This is a genomic window from Lysobacter sp. Root690 (genome assembly GCF_001427785.1).
GTDB lineage: Bacteria > Pseudomonadota > Gammaproteobacteria > Xanthomonadales > Xanthomonadaceae > Lysobacter.
The window spans coordinates 385309-411153 of sequence record NZ_LMHM01000018.1; the positions used below are offsets into that span (position 1 = coordinate 385309).

Genomic DNA, 25845 nt, shown 5'->3' on the forward strand with positions numbered 1-25845 from the left:
TGCGCCGGGCCAAAGCTAAAAATCACAGCAAAGCAAACGGCCAGAGAAAAAAGCCAAAGCAAAGAAGCAAGGCCGAGATTCGGCAGCATAAGAACCGATAAGCATATGGGTACGGTTTGATGCCGTGAACATGGTCACATTGAGCAAGAGGGTCGCGAGTCGATAGCAACGCGAGTCGCTAAGCGATTCCTAATCGGAACGACAAACTCAGATCGACGCGTAAAGGGCGCATCAGCACAGACGAAAAATCGTCACCAGTCCGTCAGCGATCGGCTCAAGCAGGACTCAGGAATCGATCCGATACGGACATACGCCATCGATGCCGACACACCCAACGCGGAATTCACACGCGAAGCGACAACCGTCAGTTATCGAGCTCAAGCGTCTGCCGCAAAAACGGCACCGTGATCCGCCGCTGCGCCGCCAGCGAAGCCCGATCGAGCTTATCGAGCAACGCGGTCAAACCACCGAGATCGCGATCGACCCGCTTCAGCATCCAGTCCAGCGCCGCCTCTTCCAGGGCCAACCCGCGCCGCTGCGCGCGCTGGCGCAGCACCTCGCCGCGACCGGCGTCGTCGAGCGGGGTCAGCACGATGCGCGTGCATTGCGACAAACGCGAACGCAGGTCGGGCAAGACCAGGGACAACTCGTCGGGATTCTCGCGCGCGGCGTAGATGATCGCGATGCCGGCCTGACGCGCGCGGTTGTGGGTGTCGAACAAGGCGACTTCGTCGTCGCGGTCGCCCGCGATCGCTTCGATGCCGTCCAACGCCAGCAGGTCGTTGCCTTCCAGCGCGTGCAGCGCTTCGCGCAAGCGCCCGGCCGCGGCGGCCAGCGGCACATAGGCGGCGCGGCGGCCGGCGGTTTCGGCCGCGGCGCAGGCGCCGAGCAATAGATGAGTCTTGCCGACGCCGGCCGGCCCGGCCAGATACACCCAGTCGGCGCCGGTGGGATCGGCGTAACCGACGGTTTCGTGGGTGTGCGTCGCCAGCGCGCGCAGCTGCGCGATCGCGCCCGCGGGCGCATCCACATACGTGTCCAGGCTCTGATCCGGCGGATAACGCAGGGACAGCGGCAACTGCGGGACGCTCACTGCGGTGCGCGCTCCGTGGACACGTCGGCGGCGGGCGCGGCGCGGCTGTCGTCGCTCGGCGCCGACGCGGCGGCGCGCGGCGACACCGGGTTGGAGGCCGGGTCGAGCAGGATGGTCGGATGATCGCCGGCGTACAGACGGCTGTGGGTGTAGCGCTCCTGCGCATAGCGCAGCAGCACGTTCGCCACCGCCGCCACCGGCAGCGCCAGCAGCATGCCGAGGAAACCGAACAAGGTGCCGCCGGCGAGCACGGCGAAGATCACCGCGACCGGATGCAGGCCGATGCGGTCGCCCACCAGCTTCGGGGTCAGCCAATAGCTTTCGACCACCTGGCCCACGCCGAACACAGCAAGCACGCCGGCCACGTATTTCCAGTCGCCGTACTGCACCAGCGCGGCGATCACGCCGAGGATGATGCCGCTGGCCGGGCCGAGGTAAGGCACGAAGGTCAGCAGGCCGGCGATGATGCCAATCAAAATACCCAGGTCCAGACCGACCGCCCACAGACCGATGCCGTACATCACGCCGAGCGTGATCATCACCAGGAACTGGCCGCGCAGGAACGCGCCGAGCACGTCGCTCGAGGCCTTGGCAAGACGGCTCGCGGTGGCCAGGTGATCGCGCGGGATCAGCGAGGCGACCCGCTCGACCAGCACGTCCCAGTCGCGCAGGAAGAAGAACGTCAGCACCGGCAGCAGCGCGATGTTGGCGATCATCGCCATCACCGCGAAGCCCGAACGCGACAGATAACCCAGCATCGTGGTCGCCACGCCGCCGGCGCGTTCCCAGTTGCTGCGCACCAGTTCGATCAGGTGGTTGAGGTCGAGCCAGGCGCTGATCTCGAAACCGGTGCGCTGCTCCAGCCACGGAATCGCGGTGGCGGTGAACCAGTCGCGGTAACTCGGCAGCGACACGATCAGGGTGGTGATCTGGCGCTCGATCAGCGGCACCAGGATCAGCAGCACCAGCACCACCAGCAGCGCCATCAGCGCGAACACCAGGATCACCGAGGTGTTGCGCGAACGGCCGGTGCGTTCGAGCCGGTCGACCAGCGGGTCGCCGAGCCAGCCGAGCATCGCGGCGATCACGAACGGGGTCAGCACCGGGGCCAGCACCCACAACAGCCAGCACGCGCCGACGCCAAGCGCCGTCCATTGCAGGCGACGCAGGAACAGCGCGATGTCTTCCAGAGGGGTGCGCTCCATGATCAATGCAACTGGAACACGGGCGGCTGACCTTCCAGACCGTCCAGCTGCACCAGGGTGTCGCCGGCGTCGGTCATGCGCTTGAGGCCGGGCAGGCCGGACAGCAGTTCCAGGTCGTACTCCAGGGAATCGGGGGTGGCGCGGATCGGAGTGATCTTGCGGATCACCGCCAGGCCTTGCAGGTAGCCGGCCAGGCGGATGTAGTCGTCGGCGCTGCGCACGCCGCTGAACACCACGCGGTAAGTGCCCGGCGGACCGGCCACGCTGCGCTTGGCGTAGCGCTTCATCAATGCATCGGCCGCGCCGTCGGCGCCGCCGCTCATGACCTTGCGCGCGTCGGGGTCGCTGTTGGACCAGCTGGCCAGCACCTTGCCGCCGTCGACAAAGCTCCAGTCGCCTTTCCAGCCGCCGCTCTTGACCCGGTAGATCTTGCCGATCAGCTGCATCGGCGGGCTGTAGCGCGCCGAGACGCGCGCGACCGCGGCCGCGTCGCCGCGCCAGATCGCGCCGACGCTGGCCTGTTCGGCCGCGTTGCCGGTCGGCAGGCCGAGCTTGTAACCACGTTCGATCGCGCGATTGAGCGCGGCGCGCGCGGCGTTGGCCTGGGCCAGACCGACCAGGCGCGGACCGCTGCCGTCGTCGATCGCCATCCACAGCACCGGCTTGGGCCGCGGCTGCGGCCAGATCGGCAGGCCGAGGGTCGAGGCCAGGCCTTCGACCTTGGCCTGATCGAAATTGACGATCAAGGTGGTCTGGAAGGTCGGCGCGCCGGTGGACTGGGACACGCCCTCGTCCTGGCGGTAGTCGTAACCGGTGACGTAATCCTTGGCCCGGCGCAGTTCCTGGCCGACACCCGGCCGGCCGGCCGCACCGCGGTCGCCGGACAGCTTGCCCAGCACCTGGGCCAGCGCGCGCGCCATGGCGCCGTTGCGCTCGGCCTCGCCCTGCCCGGCCACCGGCACTTCGGCCGAGTAGGCGCCGTCGGCCTGGGCACGATCGCCCTCGACCCGCTGGGCGGCCGCGGCGAAACTCGCCAGCAGCAACGTTGCGACCATCAAAACCCGGATTGCCTTGCCCATCGCCATCCCTAACTGTTGTTGAAAAGCGCGCATCCCGCCCGCGTCCCAGGTCGCGGGTCGGCCACGGCGCGGATCGTCCGCGTGCGTGGCCCACCCGTCACCGGATGCGCGGACCACCGCCAATGCGATCGTCCCCGCCCCGCCGCCGCGTCCTGCGTCGGTCCGGCGATCGCGCATGCGCGACGCCGACGGTGCTCAAGGTTCGAAATGGTGCCGCAGTGGCGTCGGCGCGTCCATTCGCATGCCTGAACGGCCGAATGGGCGGCGTACAAGCGCGGCGATGAGGGCGGGATTGCGCGAAAGTCCGGTCGACCGGGCCGCGCGTTGCTGGGCTCGTCTCTATTCAAACACGTGCGGAGCAATCGCGAATCTTGTGCCCGTGGGGCCCCTGCCGGGCGGGGTTGGAGCGAGCCGGACGGTTCCGGCTTCTGAAACGACCGGGCGGGTGTGACGGCCGGGCTGCGGTTGCCTGCTAAAATCTCTCGTTTCCTTCCGCGACCGCCGGGGCCGCCGTGACCGCATCTTCTTCCGACACCACCCCCAAGCCGCTGACCTACCGCGACGCGGGCGTCGATATCGACGCCGGCAACGAGGTGGTCGAACGCATCAAACCGCTGGTCAAGCGCAGCTTCCGACCCGAGGTGATGGGCGGCCTGGGCGGCTTCGGCGCCCTGTTCGACCTGTCCGGCAAATACCGCGAGCCGGTGCTTGTCTCGGGCACCGACGGCGTCGGCACCAAGCTCAAGCTGGCCCAGCAGCTGGGCCGTCACGACACCATCGGCATCGATCTGGTTGGCATGTGCGTCAACGACGTGCTGGTGCAGGGCGCTGAGCCGCTGTTCTTCCTCGATTACTTCGCCACCGGCAAGCTCGACGTGGACACCACGGTCGCCGTGGTCGGCGGCATAGCGCGCGGCTGCGAACTGGCCGGCTGCGCGCTGATCGGCGGCGAAACCGCCGAGATGCCCGACATGTACCCGCCGGGCGAATACGACTTGGCCGGCTTCACCGTCGGCGCGGTCGAAAAGTCGCAGATCCTCGACGGCTCGCGCGTGAGCAAGGGCGACGTGCTGATCGGCATAGCCTCCAGCGGCCCGCATTCGAACGGTTACTCGCTGATCCGCCGGATCTTCGACCGCGCCGGCCGTCCGGGCGACGTCGCCGTCGGCGGCGTGCGCCTGATCGACGCGCTGATGGAGCCGACCGCGCTGTACGTCAAGCCGATCCTGGAACTGCTGCGCGCCAACGGCGGCGAACACCGCATCCACGCCATGGCCCACATCACCGGCGGCGGCCTGACCGAGAACATCATCCGGGTGATCCCGGCCGGGCTCGGCCTCGACATCCGCACCGCGACCTGGCAACTGCCGCCGGTGTTCGACTGGCTGCAGCGCGAAGGCGCGGTGCCGCGCGAGGAAATGTGGCGCACCTTCAACTGCGGCATCGGCTTCGTGCTGGTGGTGCCCGAGGACGCGGTCGCCGCGACCCAGGCCGATCTGGCCCGCCTGGGCCTGTCGCATTGGCGCATCGGTGAAGTCGTCGCGCACGGCGAAGGCGAGCGCGTCCACATCGGATGACCACCGCCACGCAGGGACGCATGAGTCCGACCAAGAAGGTCGCCCTGGGCATCGTGCTGGCGGTATTCGCCGCCAGCTGGATCGCGCCCAAGAGCCCGTTCGAGCAGGCCATGCACAGCGTGCTGACCGTGATCGGCCTGCTGTGGCTGTGGCGGCACGACCGCCGCTGGCCGCTGCGCGACGGCCATTTCGTCGCGATCTGCGTGTTCATGACCGCGCACTGCATCGCCGCGCGCTGGCTGTATTCGTACGTGCCTTACGATCAGTGGATTCAGTGGCTGACCGGCGGCTGGTCGCTGGACAAGGCGTTCGGTTTCGAACGCAATCACTTCGACCGGCTGATCCATTTCCTCTATGGCGTGTGTTTCGCGCCGGCGGTGCGCGAGTACTTCCGGCAACGCTGGCCGGCGCTGTCGGCGCGTCAGGCCTTCGTGCTCGCGGTCGCCGCGATCATGTGCACCAGCCTGATCTACGAATGGATCGAATGGGCCATCGCGCTGACCATGTCGCCGGAGGACGCGGAGTCCTACAACGGCCAGCAGGGCGATATCTGGGACGCGCACACCGACATGTTCCTGGCCACCCTGGGTTCGCTGGCGGCGTGGCCGCGCGGCCGCCGCTGAACCCGCCGGCCGCGCCGGCCTGACTCGACGCACGCCGCGGCTTGGCGCAGCATGGCCGCGAGTAGCGCGGTCCGGCCCCAGCCCCGGCCGCGCGCCCGCAACGCGCCACACAGGAGATCCACCGCGTCATGGACCACGCCCCTATTCCAGCCGAGCCGCACGCCCTTCCGGCCACGGCATCGGTCGCCGCCGATCCGTCCGCGCAGGACCTCGCCCATCTCGACACGATCGGAATTCTCTATTACGTCCTCGCCGGCATCACCGCTGTGTTCGCACTGTTTCCGGTGATCCATCTGATCGTCGGCATCAGCATGCTCACTCTCCCGGCGCAGCCTGGACAGCCGGCGCACCAGGCCGCGTTCATTGCTTGGTTGTTCATCGGCGTGGCGGTATCGCTGATCGGCTTCGGCATGATCCTGGCGGTGCTGTTCCTGATGGTCGCGCGCAGGCTGCGGCAACGGCGCGGCTATATGTTCTGCGTGGTCGCCAGCGCCGTGAGTTGCCTGTCGATGCCGTTCGGCACGGCGCTGGGCGTGTTCGCCCTGATCGTGCTGACCAAGGCGCCGATCAAGGCTTTGTTCGAATCCGCGCCCGCCGGCGCGAAGTAACGCCCGATTCGCATCCCGATCGGCGGCGCGAACGCCGCCGACACTTCAACCACCGCATCCAACCCAGGGGATCCTGTGATGTCCGACTACCAGCCCGTTTCGTCGCAACCGTATTCGCCGCCGCCCGCCGCCAATCCCGACGATGCCTCGCATCTGCAGATTCTGGCGATCTTCTACTACGTGTTCGCCGGACTGAATGCGTTTTCGGTGGTGTTGATGGCGTTCTACGGCGTGCTGATGGGCGCGGTGTTCAGCGCCGCGCCGGACAGCGGCCCCAATGCCGACATGGATGCCATGCTGCCGATGGTCATCGGCTTTTTCGTCTTCCTTACCGTGCTTTGCCTGCTGTTCGCGGTGCTGCACTTCATGGTCGGCCAGCGCCTGCGCCAGCGCCGTGGCCACAAGTTCTGCCAGATCGTCGCCGCGGTGACCTGCCTGTCGATTCCGTTCGGCACCGCGCTGGGCGTGTTCACCCTGATCGTGCTCAATCGTCCGTCGGTGCGCGCACTGTTCGGCGAGCGAGCCTGATGAGCGACGGCGCGCCCGCCGCCATCGCATTGTCCGACGGGCAGTTGCGCGCCTGGGTGGAGCAGGACAACGCGATTCATATCAAGGCGGTGAGCGGAGCGGGCGATCCGGTCGAGCTGTCGGATCGCGAGGTCGCCGCGCTGATCGATTTCCTGCGGGCGTATCTGCGCGCGGCCGGCTGATGCCGCGCATCGACAACGACTCGCCCCTTCCGATGAACGTTCCGATCCCCGCGAGCCACGAACCGATGACGATGGAAGACCCGCGCGACGCGTCGCAACTGCGGACGCTGAGCATCCTGTATTACGTTTTCTCCGCCTTCAATCTGCTGCCGCTGCTGATCGGCGCGCTGTATGCGTTCATGGGCATCGGCCTGCTCAACGGCACGTTGCCGGCCGATACCGCGACCCAGGACACCGCATCGGGCTGGGTGCTGCTGGGCCTGGCGGTGGCGATGCTGTTCATCGGAATCGTCGGCGGCATCCTGACCTTGATGGCCGCGCGACGCCTGAGCCAGCGGCGCAGCCTGACCCTGTGCATCGTCGTCGCCGCGATGTCGTGCATGCAGATTCCATTCGGCACCGCGCTGGGCGTATTCACCCTGATCGTGTTAAACCGACCGTCGGTGAAAGCGATGTTCGCGGGGCGAACCTGAGCCCGGGACGATCACCGTTTCACCTTCCGCCGAGGGCGGAATGCATTATTCATAGAGAGGATTACACGATGAGCGCTTGGGGTTTCACCACATTCGACAACGACGACGCGGCCGACTGGCTGGACGAACTGAGCGATCACCAGAGCCTGGCGCTGGTGCGCGAAACCATCGCCGCGGTGCTGGAGCTCGAGCCGGATGAGGAAGTGGACGCGCCCCTGGCGTCCGCGGCGCTGGCCGCGAGCGAACTGATCGCCGCCGCGATCGGCCGGCCCTCGGGCGCGGCGCGCAAGCAGGAAGAGCTGATGATCTGGATCTCGAAAATGCGTCCCTCGCCCGATGCGGCGCTGATCGCCGATGCGCTCGGCGCGATCGATCGCATCCTCGGCCCGCATTCGGAACTGCGCGAATTGTGGGAGGAAAGCGACGACTACGCGGCATGGACCGACGATGTGACGCAGCTGCGGGCGCGTTTGGCGTTTTGATGCGACGGGCATCGTCGATGCCCGATGTCGTCGAGGCCATCACGGAACTAGAGGTCTTTAGGTGAGTGGGGCTTTCGCCCCCGACACTTTTCGATGGGACGAAGTTGTTTTGCGGCGGGCGCGAAACCGGCCGCACGGCCATCCTGGCCAGAAAACGGAGCCGTCGATGGACTCAGTGATCCTGTATTTCGGTCAGGCCGATTGCGAACAGATCGAAGACGCGGTCCGAGCCTTCGAATTCAATCGCGATGGCTCCAGCGAAACCATCCGCTCGGGTGAACGATATTGCTATTTCGAGCGCTACTCGGAACAAGAACAGCTTGCCGAGTACGAATCCGCCGAACGCGAAGCGCTGGTGGCCTTGCTCGGCGGCACGCCCCGTAGCGCCTTTTGCCTGTCCGCGCGGCATGGCGAGAATGCGCGCCTGGCGTTGGAAGTCGCGGGCGACTTGATGCAGCGTTTCCAACCCAGCCTGCTCGATGACGATCACGACGGGCTGTGGCTGGCGCCGGTGGTAAGCGCATGCCTGCAGGCCAGCGCCACGTCCGATCTGTATGACTTGCCGCGGTTCGGTGCTATGTCGCGCGGCGAGGGCTGATCCAAGATCGTCCGCCGGCCCGAACCTGGCCGCCCTCGCCCGCTCGCGCCGGCGTCGGCCCCGGGGCCGACGCACTAGACAGGTTCACCCACTTGTCCCCGCGCTGTAATAACCGGGTTGCGCACGCCGCCCATGCTGGACGCCTGTTCCCCAGTGCGTCCCGCCGCGATGACCTTCCGCCTTGCCCTGTTCGATATCGCCGGCACCACCGTGTCGGATCCCGGCTTCGTCGCCCAAGCATTCGTCGGCGCGATGAGCGCCGCCGGCCACCCCATCGATCACGAGGCCTGCCGGCCGCTGATGGGCTATCCCAAGCCGCTGGCGATCGCGCGATTGCTTCTGGCACAAGCCGATGACCCGCGGATCGCGCCGATCCACGCCGACTTCGTCCAGCGCATGCTGGTGTGCTATCGCGAATGGCCCGGCATCGAGCCGCTGCCCGGCGCCGAGTCGGTGTTCGCGGTGCTGCGCGCGAACGGCATCCAGGTCGCGCTCAACACCGGGTTTTCGCGCGACATCGCCGACGCCATCGTCGAGCGTCTGCAGTGGTCGCGGCGCATCGATGCGCTGATCGCCAGCGACGAAGTCACGCAAGGCCGGCCGGCGCCGGACATGATCCACGCGCTGATGCAGCGCCTGCGCATCGACGATCCGGCCCAGGTGGTGAAGATCGGCGATACCGAAGTCGATATCGGCGAAGGCCGCGCGGCCCAGGTCGGCCTGGTGGTCGCGGTCACCACCGGCGCGTTCACCCGCGCCGAACTCGAACCGTACGCGCCCGACCGCATCATCGACGGCTTGTTCGAACTGCCGGCCCTGCTGGGGCTGGACGTGTCGGACTTGGATCAGTCCACCCGCGACACCCGCCACGCCGCGGCATGAACGCGCTGCGCGCTCCGTCCAGCGAACGCGCGCGCCAGTGGCAGGTCACCCTGCTCGCCGGCGGCGCGGCCCTGGTCACCTACGCCTGCATGTACGCGTTCCGCAAACCGTTCGCGGCCGCGTCGTTCGCCGGGCATCCGCTGTTCGGCGTCGACTACAAAGTCTGGCTGGTGGTCGCGCAGATCCTGGGCTACATGTGCAGCAAGTTCGTCGGCATCGGCGTAATCGGCGGGCTGCGCCGCGAACACCGCGCGCGTCTGCTGCTGAGCCTGATTGGCATCGCCTGGCTGGCGCTGCTGGGGTTCGCGCTGACGCCCGCGCCCTGGAACATCCCGTTCCTGTTTCTCAACGGCCTGCCGCTGGGCATGGTCTGGGGACTGGTGTTCAGTTACCTGGAAGGCCGCCGCACCACCGAGGCGATGGGCGCGATCCTCGCCTCGAGTTTCATCATGGCCTCGGGCGTGGTCAAAAGCGTCGGCAAGTGGTTGTTGCTGTCGGGCGTGAATGAATTCTGGATGCCGTTCGTGACCGGCCTGCTGTTTCTGCCGCTGCTGCTGATCGCGGTGCATTTTCTTGAACGCGTGCCCGAGCCCGACGCCGACGACCGGCGCGAACGCAGCGAACGCCAGCCGATGAGCCGCGCCGAACGCCTCGCCTTCGTACGCGCCTTCCTGCCAGGGCTGGTGCTGATGATCGGCTGCTATGTCGCGCTGACCGTGGTGCGCGATTTTCGCGACAACTTCGAAGCCGAGTTGTTCGCCGACCTGGGCTACGGCGGCAATGCCGGCGTGTTCGCCCTGATCGAAACGCCGATCGCGGTGGCGGTGTTGGCGTTGACCGCGGGACTGACCTGGTTCCGCGACAACCTGCGCGGCCTGATGGCCTTGCACGGGCTGATGTTCGCCGGCCTCGCAGTAGCGGGCATCAGCACGCTCGCTTTCCGCGCCGGCACGCTGCCGCCGTTGTGGTGGCTGGCCCTGGTCGGCTTCGGTCTGTATCTGGCCTACGTGCCGTTCAACTGCGTGTTCTACGAGCGCTTGATTGCGACGTTCCGGGTCGCCGGCAACGTCGGGTTCCTGATGTACCTGTCCGATGCCTTCGGCTACCTGGGCAGCGTCGCGGTGCTGTTGACCAAGGAATTTTCCGGCGTGCAGCTGTCGTGGACCCAGTTCTTCGCCCAGATCGTGCTGGCGCTGGCGGTGATCGGCGGCGCATGCCTGATCGCCTCGGCGCTGTATTTCCATCATCGCGTCACCCGCCGCGTCGCCGCGTCGGCGCTCGCGCCCGTCTGAGTCTTTCGAAGCCATCGCATGAACGCTCCTTCCGCTCTCGTCATCGGCGCCGGCATCGTCGGCCTGTCCATCGCCCGCGCGCTCGCCGTGCGCGGCCACCGCGTCACCGTGCTGGAGCGCTACGATCGCGCGGTCGGCGCATCGGTGCGCAACTTCGGCATGATCTGGCCGATCGGCGTGCCCAACGGCGCGGCCTACGAACGCGCGCTGCGTTCGCGCGCGATCTGGCAAGAACTGATCGAACAGGCGCGGCTGTGGCACGACCCCTGCGGCTCGCTGCATCTGGCCTATGCGCAGGACGAATGGGAGGTGCTGGCGCAGTACGCGCAGGCCAATCGCACCCGGCGGCCGTGCAGTCTGCTCGATCGCGATGCGGCCCTGGCGCGTTCGCCGGCCTTGGTGAGCGAAGGTCTGCGCGGCGCGCTGTTCAACCAAGACGAGATGATCGTCGATCCGCGCGAGGCGCTGCGCACGATCCCGGCGTATCTGCACGAACGCCACGGCGTCGAGTTCCATTGGCGCACGCCGGTGACCGCGGTCGAAACCGGCCGCGCGTGGTCGGGCACGCGGCGTTTCGACGCCGATCAAGTGTTCGTGTGCAGCGGTCCGGAGTTCGAACAGTTGTATCCGCAGCTGTATGCCGCCGCGCCGCTGACCCGCTGCAAACTGCAGATGATGCGTCTGGCGCCGCAACCCGACGGCTTCCGCCTCGGCGCCGCGCTGTGCGGCGGCTTGTCGCTGGTGCATTACGCCGGTTTCCAGCAAGCCGCCGACGTGGCCCCGCTGCGCGCGCGTTACGAAGCCGAATTCGGCGACCTGATCGAACTGGGCATCCATGTGATGGCGGCGCAGAACGGCCACGGCGAGATCACCGTCGGCGATTCGCACGCCTACGCCCACACCCACGACCCGTTCGACGAACAGGCGATCAACAGCAAGGTGCTCGACTACCTCGCCCGCTTCGCGCGCCTGCCCGACCCGCGCGTGATCCAGACCTGGCACGGCATCTACCCCAAGCTGACCGACGGCAGCAGCGAGTTCGTCGCGCAAGCCGCGCCCGGCGTGACCATCGTCAACGCGGTCGGCGGCGGCGGGCTGGGGATGACCTTGAGTTTCGGCCTGGCCGAGGAGATCGTCGATGGCCGCTATGCGGCCGGGAATGGGGAGTCGGGAATCGGGAATCGGAAAAGCGGGTCGCCGGCGGCCGGGTGAGGCCGGGAATCGGGAATGGAGAGTCGCGAATCGTAAGAGCGGTTCGCTGGCGGCTAGAAGCAGGCGTCGGAATCCGGACGAATTCGGCTTTGGCTTCGGCTTTAACCGATTCCCGGCTCCCGATTCCCCATTCCCGACTCTATCCAAGCGTAAGAGGCAGTTCGCCGGCGGCCGCAAGGAAATGCAGGAATCCAGACACGTCGGCGCCGGCTCTAACCGATTCCCGACTCCCGATTCCCCATTCCCGGCCCCAACCATCCAAGCGCGGGCTATGGCGTCCTGATCCGCCATAGCCCGCTGCGCCCGGTCCGCTGGCTCCCCCAACCGGACCAGCCGCTTCCCGCCAGCGGCCGCGCATGGCGCGGCGCTACCGACCGCCTCGACGTCCGTGTCGATGCGGGGCGGGCGGCATTTCCCTATGCCTTTACCGGTCCGTCGCACTGGCGCCCGGCCTCCGTCCGTGAGGCCCACAGGGGAGCCACGGAACGCCTGCGCCTGGTCCGACGGACCTGAACCTCGTTGCCGACCTCGGCGACGGCGCGCCGCCGGGTCCGCGGATCCGCCGCACCGCGCCACGACCGGGAGCGTGCCGTTCGTGACGCGATGCGGTGGAAATCTCCGACGGCTAGCGGCCGCCGCCTTGACCTTCGACGATCGCGCCGGGCATGGCCTCGATGGTCTTGATCAGCAGTTCCTGTTCACGGCTGAACTCGTTTATGCGGTAGCGCTCGCGCAGCTCGCGCACGCCGACTTCGTAGTTGCGCACCGCTTCGGTCGACCAGTTGTGCCGGACTCCGGTGCCGAGGCTGCCGGGATTGGCGATGGCATAACCGTGGAAGCCCGTGTGCTCACGGCACAAGCCGACGCCTGGGTTCGGGTTGAACTGCCAACCGTTGGCCATGAAGGCGAAGTACAAGTCCATGCAGCCTTGTTGGGTATAGGCGACGATGAAGTGATAGTCGTCGTAGCCGGCGCCATCCCAGTGCCGCAGGTAAGCGCCGTAACCGTAGAAACCGCCGCCAGGCGAGACGGTCCGCGGGCCGTTATTGTCGACGGTGAGCCCGCCGACCAGGCGCGCCTGAACCGGCGCGGCGGGAATCGCGAACAGCGCGGTGACCAGCGCGGCGGACAGCAACCAGTGGCGGATCATCGGAATGGCGACCTCGTGAGATGGATCGACCGCGTCGGCCGGCGCGGGTACCGAGTCCGGTCCCCGCGCGCCGACGCGCCCCTGTCGACGATGCCCCGTCGCCACATCGGCCGCGGCGGCCGGGAGGGGCCAAGCGCGGCGAACGGTGCAACGGGGACGCATTCCATTTACCGCCCTGGCACGCGGATTTGCGAGGAACGATCCGGGACGGAATCGGGACACGGCGGGAAGATTTCGCCGCGCCGCGGCCCTGTCATCGCGGCCGATCGCCAACCTGATCACAGCTCATTCGGGCCTGCGTCTGATTCGTGCCGAAACGTTCCCGCTTTGTGCCCGTGAATTGCTTGGACCCGGTGGCGCGCGGTTCGTAGGCTGGCCGCTCCTGATGCACTCGCCACAGGGGGCGATCATGCGTACGACACTCAAGAGTTTGGTTCTGGCCGCGGCATTGGTCTGCGGCAGCGCGAGCGCGCACAACACCGACGGCACCTGCGGCGTGGAAGGCGCGCAGATGGTGGTGGTCGGATCGTTCAGATTCACCTCGCGCGACCTGATGGCCTACGCCGAGCAGAGCCAGGCCGGCGGCGGCGTGTGCACGCCCAAGAGCTGCGGCATCGTCGACGATCATTGGTCGGTCGCGACCAAGCGTTCGTTCGATTACTGCGAACAGATCGCGCCGGGCAGCGTGGCGCTGGTGACCTCGCCGGCCAGCTACAACGACCCGCAGTTGCACCACACCGCCTACAGCTTCGGCCCGGGCACGCCCGATCTGCAGGGCGTGTGCATGATCTGCAGGCTCCCGTCGCCCAGCAGTCCGATCAAGTTGCCGGCGCGCAGCCCGTAACCGCGGGTCGATCGACCCCGCGAACACCGAGTAAACCGCGCCGCCACCCGCTGGTGGGTCAACCGCTGTCGGGGCAGGGAACGCTCACACCAGCGCGTGGCGTCGCGTATAGGCCAGCACGGCGTCGACATGGCGCTGCAGTTCGCCGCGCACCGATTCGTCCAGGCTGCATTCGGCCAGCACGTAATAGCCCGAGCGCAGCACGTCGCGCCAACGCGGCTGGCGCGGCAGCTTGGACAGACTCAGGTAGCGCTCCATAGCACGCGCGCGCAGACGGCCATCGTCGACGGTGACCCGCCAGATTCGGCTTTTCTCGGCCAGTTCCAGCCGGCCCTGGCCGGTGCTGCGTTCCCAGGCTTCGACCACCGCCAGCATCAACTCGACCAGCGCGCGCCGGAACGACTGGCGCAGTTCGTCGTCGTCGGCCAGCGCCGGCGGCTCGGTGCTGAGCGGCTCCACGCTCAGCGCTTCGTGTTCGACGCCGTCGGCCCCGGCCGAAGCGACGCCGGTGGCCGAGGCGGCCGGTTTGAGACCGAGCACGATCAGGCCCTCGCCCTGCCCGCTTTCGCTGAGCTGGGCGCTGAGGGCATCGCGGCGGGCGCCGAGGCGAAAATCGAAGCGCTGCGAGGCCGAGGATTCGTCCAGCCGCTCCAGTGCCTGGGCGAAACGGTGCGCGCCCGATTCGTCCAGCAGTTCGCCGAACGCGCGTCCCGACAACGCGCTGGCGCCGGGATGCTGTAGCAATTCGCCGGCGCTGCGATTGGCCGCGAGCACATGCCCGGCGACATCCAGGATCAGCACCGCGTCGTCGCGGCTGTCCAACGCGGCCTGCAGGCGCGCGCGATCGACGCCGAGATCGGCGGCGGCGCGGCGGTAGTACTCGACCTCCTCGGCCAGACGCGCGCGCCGCGCCGCTTCGGCCACCCGCACCCGGTGCTGGCGGCGCAGGAAGAACACGGTCAGCCCGAGCAAGGCCGCCAGCGCCGAGACCACGGTCAGCCACAGCGCCAGGGTGCGCTGCTTCAGGCTCAGCGCGCGGACTTGGTTCTCGGTGGCCAGCGCGGCGATGGTGCGGTCGCGCTCGGCGGTCTCGAAGCGCAGCTGCAGCCACTTCATCTCGCGGTCGTAGCGCGCCTCGCGCAGCGCGCGCGCGGCGGCTTCGGAATCGCGCAACGCAGCCAGCGCGCGCGGCCATTCGCCCTGGGCCTCGAAGTCGTCGGCCAGTTCGGCCAGCAACGCGGGCCGGTCGCTGTCCTGCGGCGCCAACGCGGCCAGCGCGGCCTGCACCCGGACCTGCGCGGCGCGCGCCTGCCCGCGCAGGCGGTCGCCGCGCGCGGCCTGCAATTGCAGCGGCGCCGGCACCGCGGTGCCGGCCTGCGCGGCGATCGCCAGACCGCTGTCGGTCCAGCGCTTGGCCTGGGTCAGGTCGCCGCGGGCGATCGCGGCGCGGCCGAGTTCGGCGTGTACCCGCAGCAGATAGGTACGGTCGCCGGCCTTGTCGAGCTCGCCGCGCGCCTGTTCCAGCAGGGTCTGGCCGCGGCCGATCTGGCCGGCGTCGAGCGCCAGTACGCCCTGGCTGGCGAGCACGTGCGCGGCTTCGGTGGCGTTGCCGGCGCGCAGGAATTCGGCGCGGGCCTGATCGTAATGGCGCACCGCGGCGTCGGTATCGCCGAAGTCGCGGTACAGGTCGGCGATGTTGTTCAAGGCCGGGCCCGAATCGCGTTCGGGCAGGCTGCGCTGCAGTTCCAGGCTCGACATCAGCGCCTGCAGCGCGCCGCGGTAATCGCCGAGCCGGCGCAGGGTCGAGCCGATGTTGTTCCAGATCTTCGACTGGGCCGGGCGGTCTTCACGATGCTGGGCCAGTTGCAATGCCTGCTTGAACTTGGCCAGCGCCTCGACCTGACATTCGTTGCGGTAGTCGATCACCCCGCGGCGCCGCAGCAATTCGTATTCGAGCGCGCCGCCGGCCTGGCCGCCGGCGCTGGCCTGGGCGCAGTCCAGCGCCGCCGAGGCCTGAACAAAGTCGCTGCGATGCTGGAATTCGATGCTGCGCGCGTACAGCGCTTCCAGCATCGAGGCCTCGCCGCGGCCGGGTTCGATACCGAAACGGCGCTGGCATTCGGCCGGCGCAGGCAGTGGCACCGCGGGCGCCGGCAGGCAGCGCGACGAGGAATCGACGGGCGCGGCGGCACCGGCGCCTGGCGCCATGTCCGACCCCGCCGCGGGGCCCATCGCCGCCACCGCCAACGACCAACTTCCCGCCCACACCGCAACCACCCAACGCTTCGCCCTGTGTTCGCCCACGCCCCGCTCCCGGCTGCCGCAGAGCGCAGCTTTGCCGATCCTGGCGCGGAGCGAAAGCGAGGGTTGCGCTGGTTCCGCCTTGGCCGCCGCTCCAGACCGGCCATTCCGCGCAGGCCGTCACAGTCGCGACGGCCTGCGCGGGCGGTGCGGATCGAACCGATCCGCACCGCTACAGCCTCAACGCTCCAGGCTCAGATGCACCCGATCGGCGAACGCGTCGCCGTTCGCATTGGCATGCTCGAAACGGATTTCGACCTCGGCCCATTGCGCGTCCTTCGGCACCGCGCCAGTGAACTCATAGTTGCGCAGCGCGCCGCTGCCGCCGGCCGGCGCGAGTTCGAACGCGCTGCCGGCGTACAGCGCCTGCAGCCCCGGCCAGTTCGACGCGTTGATCGCGGCCGGATAACCGGCGTCGGCGCGATCGAGCACACGGTCGTAACGCAGATACTCGCCCGGCTTGAACAGATACGACTTGCCGCTGGCGAAATTCAGCGCGCCCGACCAGTACGCCGGCCAGTAACCCGTGCCCGGCCAGGTGCTTTCCGACAGATACGCCGGGTAATAGGCATCGGCGCGATCGCTGTCGAGGTTGTAGCGGATGTACTGATCGCCCTTGAACAGATACAGCTTGGTGCGGCTGACGAACATCGCCGCGTCGAGATCGCGCGCGCCGCCGGCGAATTTCTCCAGACCCGGCCAATGACCGGCGATCGGCAGGGGATAACCCGGATCGGCCGTGCCCGCGGCGAGGTCGTAGCGCAGGTATTGCGCGTCCTTGAAGAAATACACCTTGCCGTTGCCGGCCTCGAACACCGCATCGAGATCGCGCGCGCCGCCGGCGAACCGATCCAGGCCCGGCCATTGCGTCGTGATCGGTTGCGGATAACCGCTGGCGACACGATCGGCGGCGATGTCGTACTTGTAGTAATCGCCGCCGCGGAACACATGCCCGGTGCCGCCGGCGCCGAAGCTCGCCATCCCTCGCAGGTCGTAGAAACGCAGCAGCACCCGCGCGCGATGGCCGCTGGCGGCGCCGAGGTCGGCCGACAGCTTGAAGCGCGCTTGGGTCAGATCCAGACCACGCAGATCGACGCGCTGGCTCAGCGTATTGCTCTTGCCGGTATCGCGACCGATAAACAGATTGCGCCCGGCGCCGGCCAGCGGCGCCGGCAACCACGTGTAGCGCGCGTACTCGACGACCTGCCCGCCGCGGCCCTTGCGCCAACCCGGCACGTCACTGTCGTAGCCGCGATCCTGGCGACCGACGGAATATTCCGCGTCACCGTTGGCGAGCAGATTGACCCCGAACGTCGGCGCGGCCTCGCGCGCGGGACGCTGGATCGGCCGGCCGTCCAGACCCGCGGGAATCGCCAATCCCAGATGCGCGAGGATACTCGGCGCGACATCGACCTGGCGCGGCGCCAACCGCAACGGCTCCAGACCGAGTTTCGGCACCGACTCGCCGCTGAAGGCGATCAGCGTCTTGCGGTCTTCCGGCGTGTTGTGGCCGTGATGAATCGAACCGCCGTGGTCGGTGCCGACGATGATCAGCCAATCTTCGTTGGCATAGTTCGGCCGCGCGCGCAGCGCGGTCATCAGCTTGCCGATGGATGCATCGACGCCGCGGATCGCATTGGTGTAACCGCTCGCATCGCGATTGAAATAGCTGCCGGCATGACCGGCGCCGTCGGGTTCGTTGAAGTCGAGCAGCAGCACGTCCGGACCGGCGGCCTGACCGAGCAGTTGCAGCGCCTTGCTCAACACGTTGGCATCGCTGCCAGCGTCGTAAACCGTGTCCACGCCGGTCCACGGCAGCTGCGTCGCCAACGGCGACCACGCCAGCGCGGCGGCGGTGTTCTTGGTCGGCGCGATGCGTTCGATCCGGCTCAGCACGTCCGGCCAGTCGGCGTAGTTCTTGCCGCTGAAACTGTTGTCGTAAACGCCGTGCTTGTCGCGCTCCACGCCGGTGAACAACGACGACCAACCGGTGCCGCTGATCGCGGTGTCGGCAGTGAGTCCTTCGCGACTGAGGTAGCCGTCGGCGACCAATGCATCGAGATTCGGCGTGGCGACCGTGCCGTAGACATCGCCGCGAAAACCGTCGGTGCCGATGAACAACACCTTGGGCGTCTTCGCCAGGGCCGGCGCAGCGAGCGCGCAGGCCAGGGCTAACGTGGTGAAACGCAAACTGCGACGGGACATTGCGAGGCTCCTGCGGTGAAGGGAGCCGCGAGCCTAGGCCACGTCTGCGCGCGCGCATGTGACCCAAACCGCGCAACGCGCGCGGCCGGGCCGCTGTCTGTCACGTTTCGGTCATCACCATCAACTGGACCCAGTCGCCGGCGAACGAAGTCACCCCGAACTGCACCGGCACGCCCTGCGCATCGACATTGAGCGAATGCACGCACAGCACCGGTCGTCGCGTCGATTGCCCGAGCACGCGCGCGACTTCGGCGCCGGGCAAGCGCGCCATCACCGAAGTGTGCTTGCGCAGATAGTCGTGAACGCCGAATTCGGCCAGGGTGCGGGTCACCGACAACTGCTCGGCGAACACCCGGTCCAGGCCCGGAAAACGCGAGGCCGGAAACCACGCCTCGCTGTGATCCACGGTGCGGCCTTCGACTTCGCTGGAATACACCACGCGATGCACGCGTTCGCCCGAGATCAATCCCAGCGAACGCGCGACCTGACGCGGCGGCGTCTGCAATCCGGTTTCGATCAGGCGGTAACGGCTTTCGACGTTGAGATCGTGCATCGCCTTGCCGAACCGCGTACGGCGGCCGATCGGGTAGTGATACGGATGCTCCTGGACGAAACTGCCGCGGCCGGTTTCGGTGCGCAGGAAGCCGCGTTCCTCCAGCGCTTCGATCGCGCGCCGCACGGTGTGGCGGTTGACGCCGAAACGCTTGGCCAGATCGAACGCCGACGGCAGACGGTCGCCTTCGCTGAGCGCGCCGGAGCGGATCTGCTTGAGCAGGGCGGTTTCGATCTGCTGCCACAGCGGTTGCGCGGCATCGCGTTGGGTCAGGTTCTCGCTCGCGCCAGCGGGCGTCGCTTCGACCTCGGGCGGATCGACCGACACCTTCGCGGCATTGCGCCCCTGCTTGAGCCCGGCCTGCTTCAACTCAGTGTGTTTGAACCCAGTGGCTGTCACACAACCTCCATCTGCGCTTGCTTGACTAGACAGGTCGGGTACCGCACCCGTGGCCATGAGAGCGCGTATGCGTTGCACGGCCATGACAAATTCCGCCCTTCCGCTACCGGACGCCCACCGCGATGCCCGACCTGTTGCTCGACAACGCCCGCCTGGTCCTGCCCGACGCGATCGTGCATGGCCATCTGCGCATCGCCGACGGCGCGATCATCGAGATCGGCGAAGGCCGGATCGCGCACGCCGCGGCGATCGACTGCGACGGCGATTACCTGCTGCCCGGCCTGGTCGAGCTGCACACCGACAATCTGGAAAAGCACCTGCTGCCACGCCCGGGCGCGCATTGGCCGGCCGCCGCCGCGCTGCGCGCGCACGACGCGCAACTGCTCGCCGCCGGCATCACCACCGCGCTCAACGCGATCTCGGTCGGCGAAGAGGACGCCGAGGAAGCGGTCGATCCGCTGCAAGTGTTGACCGCGCTCGCCGCTGCGCGCGCCGCCGACACCCTGCGCATCGAACACGCCGTGCATCTGCGCTGCGAATTGCCTTGCCCCGATCTGGCCGAGCGTTTGCAGCCCCTGCTCGCGACGCCCGCGCTGCGTCTGCTGTCGTTGATGGATCACACCCCGGGTCAGCGCCAGTTTCACGATCTCGAGCGTTACCGTGCCTACAGCGCGCGTCACGGCAACGCCCGCGACGACGACCAGTTCGACGCGCGCGTGCGTCATCTGCAGGATTTGCAGCGCCGCCACGCCGACAGCAACCGACGAAGGGTCATCGCCTTGGCGCTCGAACTCGGGTTGCCGCTGGCGAGCCATGACGATTCAGAACTGATCCACATCGCCGAAGCGGTCGAGGCGAACGCCTGCATCGCCGAATTTCCGGTCAACCTCGCCACCGCGGTCGCCGCGCACGCGGCCGGCCTGCAGGTGTTGGCCGGCGCACCGAACCTCGTGCGTGGCGGTTCGCACAGCGGCAACGTCGCCGCGGCCGACCTCGCCCGCGCCGGCGTGCTCGATGCGCTGTCGTCTGACTACGTCCCCGGCAGTTTGTTGTTGGCCGCGTTCCAGCTTGGCGCTTGGGAATCGATCGGTTTAGCGCGCGCGGTAGCGATGGTCACGCGAACGCCGGCGCGCGCGATCGGTTATGACGATCGCGGCGAGATTGCGACGGGGCAGCGCGCGGATTTGCTGCGCGTGCGCGTGGTCGATGGATTGCCGCAGGTCGAGGCGGTTTGGGTGCGGGGTGAGCGGCGGTATTGAGGGCAGCCTTCGCCCGCACCGCTGCGCTTGTCTCCCTCTCCCGCGTGTGGCGACCGAAGGAAGTGCAGAGCTGAGAGGGCTGGGGTGAGGGCACGAAAGCTATCGATGCATCCACCGCAACCCGTACACCCTCACCCTAGCCCTCTCCCGCAAGCGGGAGAGGGAACCGAGCGCGCTCGAAACAACCTGAACCCGCCTCCCCGAACGACCCACTAGACAGGTACGCCACGCGGTCCGTCCCGCGCGCGCAAGCCTTCATCTGCGACCGTTGTAATGCCGCCATCACGCCGCACCGTGGCGCGCAATGCACGAGACCCCGATGAATACCCCGATCCACACGCCCCTGGCGCTGGCCCTGCTCGCCGCGCTGTCGATGACGACGCTCGCGCCGATCGCGCAGGCCGCAACCGCGCCGGCCGCCAACGCCGATGCTGCCGCGCCCCACGCCGACGACACCCACGCCACCGCCAACCTCGCCGCCAGCGGCGCTCCGCTCGACAGCGGCGCCGGCGACCCGGCCACGCTCGACACGATCTCGGTGGTCGGTCATCGCGAAACCCGTCAGGTCCAACGCATCGGCAAGGCCGAACTGCAGGCCGTCGCGCTCGGCACCAACCCGGTCAAGGTGCTGGAGAAACTGCCCGGCGTGCATTTCGTATCGTCCGATCCGTGGGGCAGCTACGAATGGTCGAACCGCATCGCGATCCGCGGTTTCGCCCAGAACCAACTGGGCTACGCGCTCGACGACATCCCGCTCGGCGATAACAGCTACGCCAACAACAACGGCCTGTCGCCCAATCGCGCGATCCTGCCGGAGAACATCGCCGAACTCGAACTCGCCCAGGGCGCCGGCGCGCTGCGGATTCCGTCGACCAGCAATCTCGGCGGCGCGCTGCTGTTGCACTCCTCGGATCCGCAAAGTCAGTTCGGCGCGCGCGCCAACTTCGCCTACGGTGACAACGCGACGATGCGCGCCTTCGTCCGCGTCGACACCGGCGAGTACAACGGCTTCAGCGCTTACGTGTCAGGCATGAACAATCAGGCCGACCGCTGGAAAGGCGCCGGCGTGCAGGAACAACGTCAGTTCAACGGCAAGGCCGTGTATCAATGGGACAGCGGCCGCATCGCGGCATGGCTGTCGACCTCGCGCCGCAACGAAACCGACGACCCGGATCTGTCGCTCGACCTGATCCGTCGCTGCGGGTACGACTGGGACAATTACGCGCCCGACTGGCAGCGCGCCCTGGCCGCCGCCAACGGCAAGTTCAGCGGCTGCGTGACCACCAAGGACGATGCGTACTACCTCGCGCGCGGCCTGCGCAATGACGATCTGGCCAGCATTTCGGGCGAATTCGATCTCAGCGAAAACCTGCGCTTGGACGCGACCGCCTATTACCACCGCAACGAAGGCCAGGGCCACTGGTTCACCCCGTACATCAGTTCGCCCACGATTCCGATGGCGCTGCGCATCACCAGTTACGACATCGAACGCAGCGGCGTGAACGCGCGTGCGACCTATCAGTTGGAGCATCACACCCTCGAAGGCGGGGTGTGGTTCGAAGACAGCGTGCACGGCGCCGGCCGCAGTTTCGTCAACATCGCCGGGCCGATCGACGATGAGCGTTTCTTCGATCAGAGCGAATTCGCCCAGCGCCTGTTCCGTCAGCGCTTCGACACCCGCACCCGGCAGTGGTTCGTGCAGGACACGATGCGCTGGTTCGATGAGCGCCTGACCGTCAGCGCCGGCTTCAAGGGCCAGGACGTGGTCACTGACGGTACCGTGGTGGTCGCCGGCCGCGCCGGCGGACGCTTGCGCACCCGCGACAACTTCCTGCCGCAGCTCGGTGTGTCGTGGAGCTTGAACGACCACAGCGACGTGTTCGCCAACTACGCCGAAAACCAGGCCGCGTTCCGGCCCGGCGTCAACGGCGCCTGGTCGCTGACCCAGGCTTCGTTCGACCTGAGCCGCGCCAGCGCCAAGCCTGAACAGTCGAAGACTCTGGAACTGGGCTGGCGTTACGGCGACGACCACTACCAAGTGTCGACGACCTTGTACGGCGTCAACTTCGACGATCGCCAATTGGTGATCGTGCCCTGCCCGGGCGTGGTCAGCTGTCCGAACCAGTTCGCCAACGTCGGCAAGGCGCGCACGCTCGGCGGCGAGTTCGCCTTCGTGTGGACGCCGACCGCGCAGTTCCGCTGGCTCGCCAGCTACGCCTACAACGATTCGCAGTACCGGTCGAATTATCTGAGCAGCGGCAAGCTGGTCGAGGTGCGCGGCAAGCAGATGGTGGATACGCCGAAGCAGTTGTTCGCGACCGAAGTCAGCTACGGCGTGGGCGAGGTCGAGTTGCGCCTGGGCGGCAAGTACACCGGCCAGCGTTACTACACCTACAGCAACGACGCCGGCACCGACGCGTTCTGGCTGTGGGACGCGGGGGTGAGCTGGCAGCGCAAGGACGTGGGCCAGATTCAATCGCTGCGGGTCGGGCTCAATGTCTACAACCTGCTCGACAAGACCTACATCGCCACGCTCGGCAGCAACGGGTTTCGCGATTACGACCCGAAGGGGACGTTCCAGACTTTGCTGACCGGTGCGCCGCGGCAGTGGTTCGTTTCGGTTGAGGCGAAGTTCTGACGGGGCCCTCACCCCGGCCCTCTCCCGCAAGCGGGAGAGGGAGAAAAGCGTAAAAACCGATCGCCGGCTTTAGCCCCTCTCCCGCTTGCGGGAGAGGGGTTGGGGTGAGGGCCGCCATCCACGCAGCCCAGATCGCCTAAAATACCGGTCCGCTCCCGACCGCAGCCCGCATGCCCCAGCCGCTCCCCCGCATCGCCGTCCTCGCATCGGGCCGCGGCAGCAACCTGCAGGCCGTGCTCGACGCCATCGCCGCCGGCACCCTCGCGGCCGAGGTCGTCGGCGTGTTCTCCGACAAACCCGGCGCGGCCGCCCTGCAACGGGTCGCGCAGCCGCTGCGCTGGTCGGCCAGCCCCAAGACCTACCCCAATCGCGACGCCTTCGACGCCGATCTCGCCAAAGCGGTCGCGACGGTGCGTCCGGACTGGGTCCTCTGCGCCGGCTACCTCCGCATCCTCGGCAGCGCCTTCGTCGAACGCTTCCGCGGCCGCACCATCAACATCCATCCCTCGCTGCTGCCCAAGTTCCGCGGCCTGCACACCCATGCGCGGGCAATCGAGGAAGGCGAACGCGAACACGGCGCAAGCGTGCATTTCGTGATCCCCGAGCTCGATGCCGGTGGCGTGATCGCACACGCCGTGGTCGCGATCGATGCCGGCGATACACCCGAATCCCTGTCGGCGCGCGTACTCGGTGTGGAACATCCGTTGTTGCTAGCGGTGATGAGACTGGCCGTCGATGGCCGTCTGGCTGAACACGGCGCAACCGTGGCCCTCGACGGTCATCCGCTATTTACGCCGCTGCGTTTAGATTTCGCCGGCCGATTGACCCATCCGGCGACCGGCATCGCGGCCTGAACGCCGCGGCCCGCGCGCCGAATACGTCGGGTTCCACCACGCACTCCTAATCCCTGCGCCCTTGCGCGCCCCAGGACTCGCCCGCGTCGTCATGAAGTCCCTCCTGCCCCTGCTTTTGGCCACGCTGACCGGCGCGGCCCTCCCCGGCAGCGCGTTCGCGCTGGAACCGTTCGTGGCCAATTACCAGGTCTTCAACGGCGGCAAGGCGCTCGGCGACGCGACCATGCAGGTCAAGCCCGAGGGCGGCCACTGGCGCATCGACCTCGACATCCGCGCCGAGCACGGCATGATGGGCATGACCGGCGCGGCCGCGCAGCAGAGCACGCTGTTCGATCTGGTCGGCGAGACCTACCGGCCGTTGAGCCAGACCATGGTGCGCAAGGTGTTGTTCTCCAAGCGGATCATCACCGGCACCTACGACTGGACCCAGCATGCCGCGCAATGGACCGGCGACATCAAGGAGCACCGGCGCAAGCCGATCGCCTTGCAGGACGGGGACATGAGCGGCCTGCTGATCAACCTGGCGGTGGTCCGCGACGCCCAGCCCGGCAAGACCCTGAATTACCGGTTCGTGGATTCCGGCCGCCTGCGCCCCCATCAATACCTGGTGAGTCAAGACCTGGAAGGGGTCAAGGTCGACGATATGAGCTTCAACGCGATGCGCGTCAACCGCGTGCAGAGCGGCAACGAGGAAACATCCATTTGGGTGGTCGACGGCGTTCCCACCCCCGTGCGCATCCTGCAGCGCGAAGATGGCCAGGACACTTACGATTTGCGCCTGGTCGAATACAAAGGAGTCAACGGATCATGAGCCACAGCACCGACCGCACCGTAACGGTACGCACCTTCAAGACCGGCCTGGCCGTGCTCGCCGCGGCCCTGGCCGTCGTCAGCGCGCCCGCGCTCGCGGTCAAGCCGTTCAGCGCCGACTACTCGGCCAGCTACATGGGCATGCAGGGCAACGGCCGCATGACCGTCGCCGCCGAGGGCAACCGCTGGAAGTACAGCCTGTCGATCACCAGCCCGCTGGCCGACCTGCAGCAGTCGACCGTGTTCGAGGACAGCAACGGCCAGTTGCGCCCGGTCAGCGGCAGCGATTCGAGCAAGGTGCTGACCAAGAAGAAGTCGATCAACGCCAGCTACGACTGGTCGCGCAGCGTCGCCACCTGGACCGGCGACATCAAGCCCGAGCGCGCCGGTCCGATCAAATTGCAGAGCGGCGACCTCGACGCGCTGCTGGTGAACCTGGCCCTGGTGCGCGACGCCAACGCCGGCAAGCCGATGAGCTACCGCATGGTCGAGGACGGCCGGGTCAAGGAACTGAGCTATACGGTGGTCGGCAAGGAAGCGATCACGGTCGGCGGCAAATCGCAGCAGGCGACCAAGGTCTCGAGCAAGAACGGCGACAAGGAAACCATCGCCTGGGTCGTGCCGGGCATGCCGGTGCCGGCGCGCATTTTGCAGCGCGAGAACGGCAGTGATGCGATCGATCTGCGAGTGCAGGCGGTGCGTTGAGGCACGATTGCTGCGGCGAAAGGCCGATGCACTGGAGAAACAAAAAGCCCCGCAGTCGCGGGGCTTTTTTATTGCCGAAAACGCAGCTCACTCAACCCTGCCAGCGCTCATCCAAGCAAGCGAACCACAGGCTCCCTCTCCCGCTTGCGGCGACCGAAGGAAGTGCAGAGCTGAGAGGATCGGCGTGAGGGAATGAGCGCCGCAGGCGCGAATGCCATTGCTGTTTCTACAAGCAAGAACAAAAGCAGAAGCGCCCTCACCCTAGCCCTCTCAGCTCTGCACTTCCTTCGGTC

General features: G+C 67.5%; 24 protein-coding genes. 17 read left to right on the forward strand and 7 right to left on the reverse strand.

What is annotated here, in order from left to right:
* Positions 1-364: 364 nt before the first annotated feature.
* Genes hda through ASD86_RS24810 form a run of 3 tightly spaced genes read right to left on the reverse strand, consistent with a single transcriptional unit; the run spans position 365 to position 3377 of the window.
* Positions 365-1093 (reverse strand): DnaA regulatory inactivator Hda, encoded by a 729-nt coding sequence (gene hda / locus ASD86_RS24800; RefSeq protein ID WP_056117069.1) that lies wholly within the window; start codon positions 1091-1093, stop codon positions 365-367.
* Positions 1090-2298, reverse strand: a complete 1209-nt coding sequence (locus tag ASD86_RS24805) for an AI-2E family transporter (RefSeq protein WP_056117072.1) — start codon at positions 2296-2298, stop codon at positions 1090-1092. Before ASD86_RS24805 ends, hda begins: the two co-directional genes overlap by 4 nt.
* Positions 2299-2300: 2 nt before the next feature.
* Positions 2301-3377 carry a DUF2066 domain-containing protein gene (locus tag ASD86_RS24810; RefSeq protein WP_056117454.1) on the reverse strand — a complete coding sequence of 359 codons (1077 nt, stop codon included), beginning with the start codon at positions 3375-3377 and terminating at the stop codon, positions 2301-2303.
* 512 nt (positions 3378-3889) lie between these two features.
* Between ASD86_RS24810 and purM the strand changes: the two genes are divergently transcribed.
* The 11 genes from purM to ASD86_RS24865 all read left to right on the forward strand — a co-directional run bounded on the left by purM (position 3890) and on the right by ASD86_RS24865 (position 11834).
* Positions 3890-4954 (forward strand): phosphoribosylformylglycinamidine cyclo-ligase, encoded by a 1065-nt coding sequence (gene purM / locus ASD86_RS24815; RefSeq protein ID WP_200957309.1) that lies wholly within the window; start codon positions 3890-3892, stop codon positions 4952-4954.
* Between the two features lie 20 nt (positions 4955-4974).
* Positions 4975-5577 (forward strand): DUF2238 domain-containing protein, encoded by a 603-nt coding sequence (locus tag ASD86_RS24820; RefSeq protein ID WP_056117458.1) that lies wholly within the window; start codon positions 4975-4977, stop codon positions 5575-5577.
* Positions 5578-5705: 128 nt separating this feature from the next.
* On the forward strand, positions 5706-6185 hold the full coding sequence (locus tag ASD86_RS24825) for a hypothetical protein (protein WP_056117075.1): 480 nt from the start codon (positions 5706-5708) through the stop codon (positions 6183-6185).
* A 78-nt stretch (positions 6186-6263) separates the two neighbouring features.
* Complete coding sequence (locus ASD86_RS24830; protein ID WP_056117077.1) at positions 6264-6713, forward strand: hypothetical protein; 450 nt, start codon at positions 6264-6266, stop codon at positions 6711-6713.
* Positions 6713-6895, forward strand: coding sequence for a hypothetical protein (locus tag ASD86_RS24835; protein WP_056117080.1), 183 nt, complete (start codon positions 6713-6715; stop codon positions 6893-6895). The genes ASD86_RS24830 and ASD86_RS24835 overlap by 1 nt, the downstream gene beginning before the upstream one ends.
* Before the next feature lie 32 nt (positions 6896-6927).
* Positions 6928-7368: a hypothetical protein gene (locus ASD86_RS24840; RefSeq protein ID WP_157477107.1), complete on the forward strand. Its 441-nt coding sequence runs from the start codon at positions 6928-6930 to the stop codon at positions 7366-7368.
* 68 nt (positions 7369-7436) lie between these two features.
* Entirely contained in the window at positions 7437-7850 is a 414-nt protein-coding gene (locus ASD86_RS24845) for a DUF4259 domain-containing protein (RefSeq protein ID WP_056117084.1), read from the forward strand.
* A 166-nt stretch (positions 7851-8016) separates the two neighbouring features.
* Complete coding sequence (locus ASD86_RS24850; protein WP_056117085.1) at positions 8017-8448, forward strand: hypothetical protein; 432 nt, start codon at positions 8017-8019, stop codon at positions 8446-8448.
* A gap of 168 nt (positions 8449-8616) precedes the next feature.
* The gene (locus ASD86_RS24855) at positions 8617-9330 is read left to right on the forward strand and encodes an HAD-IA family hydrolase (protein ID WP_056117088.1); all 714 of its coding nucleotides are present in this window, start codon (positions 8617-8619) and stop codon (positions 9328-9330) included.
* The gene (locus ASD86_RS24860; RefSeq protein WP_056117089.1) at positions 9327-10622 is read left to right on the forward strand and encodes a DUF5690 family protein; all 1296 of its coding nucleotides are present in this window, start codon (positions 9327-9329) and stop codon (positions 10620-10622) included. Before ASD86_RS24855 ends, ASD86_RS24860 begins: the two co-directional genes overlap by 4 nt.
* Positions 10623-10640: 18 nt before the next feature.
* Positions 10641-11834: a TIGR03364 family FAD-dependent oxidoreductase gene (locus ASD86_RS24865; RefSeq protein ID WP_056117091.1), complete on the forward strand. Its 1194-nt coding sequence runs from the start codon at positions 10641-10643 to the stop codon at positions 11832-11834.
* A 625-nt stretch (positions 11835-12459) separates the two neighbouring features.
* On the opposite strand, the gene ASD86_RS24870 is transcribed toward ASD86_RS24865, so the two are convergent.
* Positions 12460-13257: a hypothetical protein gene (locus tag ASD86_RS24870; RefSeq protein ID WP_157477109.1), complete on the reverse strand. Its 798-nt coding sequence runs from the start codon at positions 13255-13257 to the stop codon at positions 12460-12462.
* A 136-nt stretch (positions 13258-13393) separates the two neighbouring features.
* Between ASD86_RS24870 and ASD86_RS24875 the strand changes: the two genes are divergently transcribed.
* Positions 13394-13828, forward strand: a complete 435-nt coding sequence (locus tag ASD86_RS24875) for a hypothetical protein (protein WP_157477110.1) — start codon at positions 13394-13396, stop codon at positions 13826-13828.
* An 84-nt stretch (positions 13829-13912) separates the two neighbouring features.
* Here ASD86_RS24875 and ASD86_RS24880 read toward each other — a convergent pair whose 3' ends face one another.
* From ASD86_RS24880 to phnF, 3 genes are all read right to left on the reverse strand, one after another.
* Positions 13913-16036 carry a tetratricopeptide repeat protein gene (locus ASD86_RS24880; RefSeq protein ID WP_056117097.1) on the reverse strand — a complete coding sequence of 708 codons (2124 nt, stop codon included), beginning with the start codon at positions 16034-16036 and terminating at the stop codon, positions 13913-13915.
* Between the two features lie 273 nt (positions 16037-16309).
* Entirely contained in the window at positions 16310-18334 is a 2025-nt protein-coding gene (locus ASD86_RS24885; RefSeq protein ID WP_056117099.1) for a hemopexin repeat-containing protein, read from the reverse strand.
* A gap of 100 nt (positions 18335-18434) precedes the next feature.
* Positions 18435-19286 (reverse strand): phosphonate metabolism transcriptional regulator PhnF, encoded by an 852-nt coding sequence (phnF, locus tag ASD86_RS24890; protein ID WP_162253739.1) that lies wholly within the window; start codon positions 19284-19286, stop codon positions 18435-18437.
* A 122-nt stretch (positions 19287-19408) separates the two neighbouring features.
* Between phnF and ASD86_RS24895 the strand changes: the two genes are divergently transcribed.
* The 5 genes from ASD86_RS24895 (at position 19409) to ASD86_RS24915 (ending at position 25552) form a co-directional block, all read left to right on the forward strand.
* Positions 19409-20545, forward strand: a complete 1137-nt coding sequence (locus ASD86_RS24895; RefSeq protein ID WP_056117103.1) for an alpha-D-ribose 1-methylphosphonate 5-triphosphate diphosphatase — start codon at positions 19409-19411, stop codon at positions 20543-20545.
* Positions 20546-20864: 319 nt separating this feature from the next.
* Complete coding sequence (locus ASD86_RS24900; protein WP_157477115.1) at positions 20865-23183, forward strand: TonB-dependent receptor; 2319 nt, start codon at positions 20865-20867, stop codon at positions 23181-23183.
* Positions 23184-23353: 170 nt separating this feature from the next.
* Positions 23354-24037, forward strand: a complete 684-nt coding sequence (gene purN, locus ASD86_RS24905; protein WP_056117107.1) for a phosphoribosylglycinamide formyltransferase — start codon at positions 23354-23356, stop codon at positions 24035-24037.
* 91 nt (positions 24038-24128) lie between these two features.
* Positions 24129-24848 (forward strand): DUF3108 domain-containing protein, encoded by a 720-nt coding sequence (locus tag ASD86_RS24910; RefSeq protein WP_157477117.1) that lies wholly within the window; start codon positions 24129-24131, stop codon positions 24846-24848.
* Positions 24845-25552: a DUF3108 domain-containing protein gene (locus ASD86_RS24915; protein ID WP_056117109.1), complete on the forward strand. Its 708-nt coding sequence runs from the start codon at positions 24845-24847 to the stop codon at positions 25550-25552. Before ASD86_RS24910 ends, ASD86_RS24915 begins: the two co-directional genes overlap by 4 nt.
* The last annotated feature ends 293 nt before the right edge of the window (positions 25553-25845 follow it).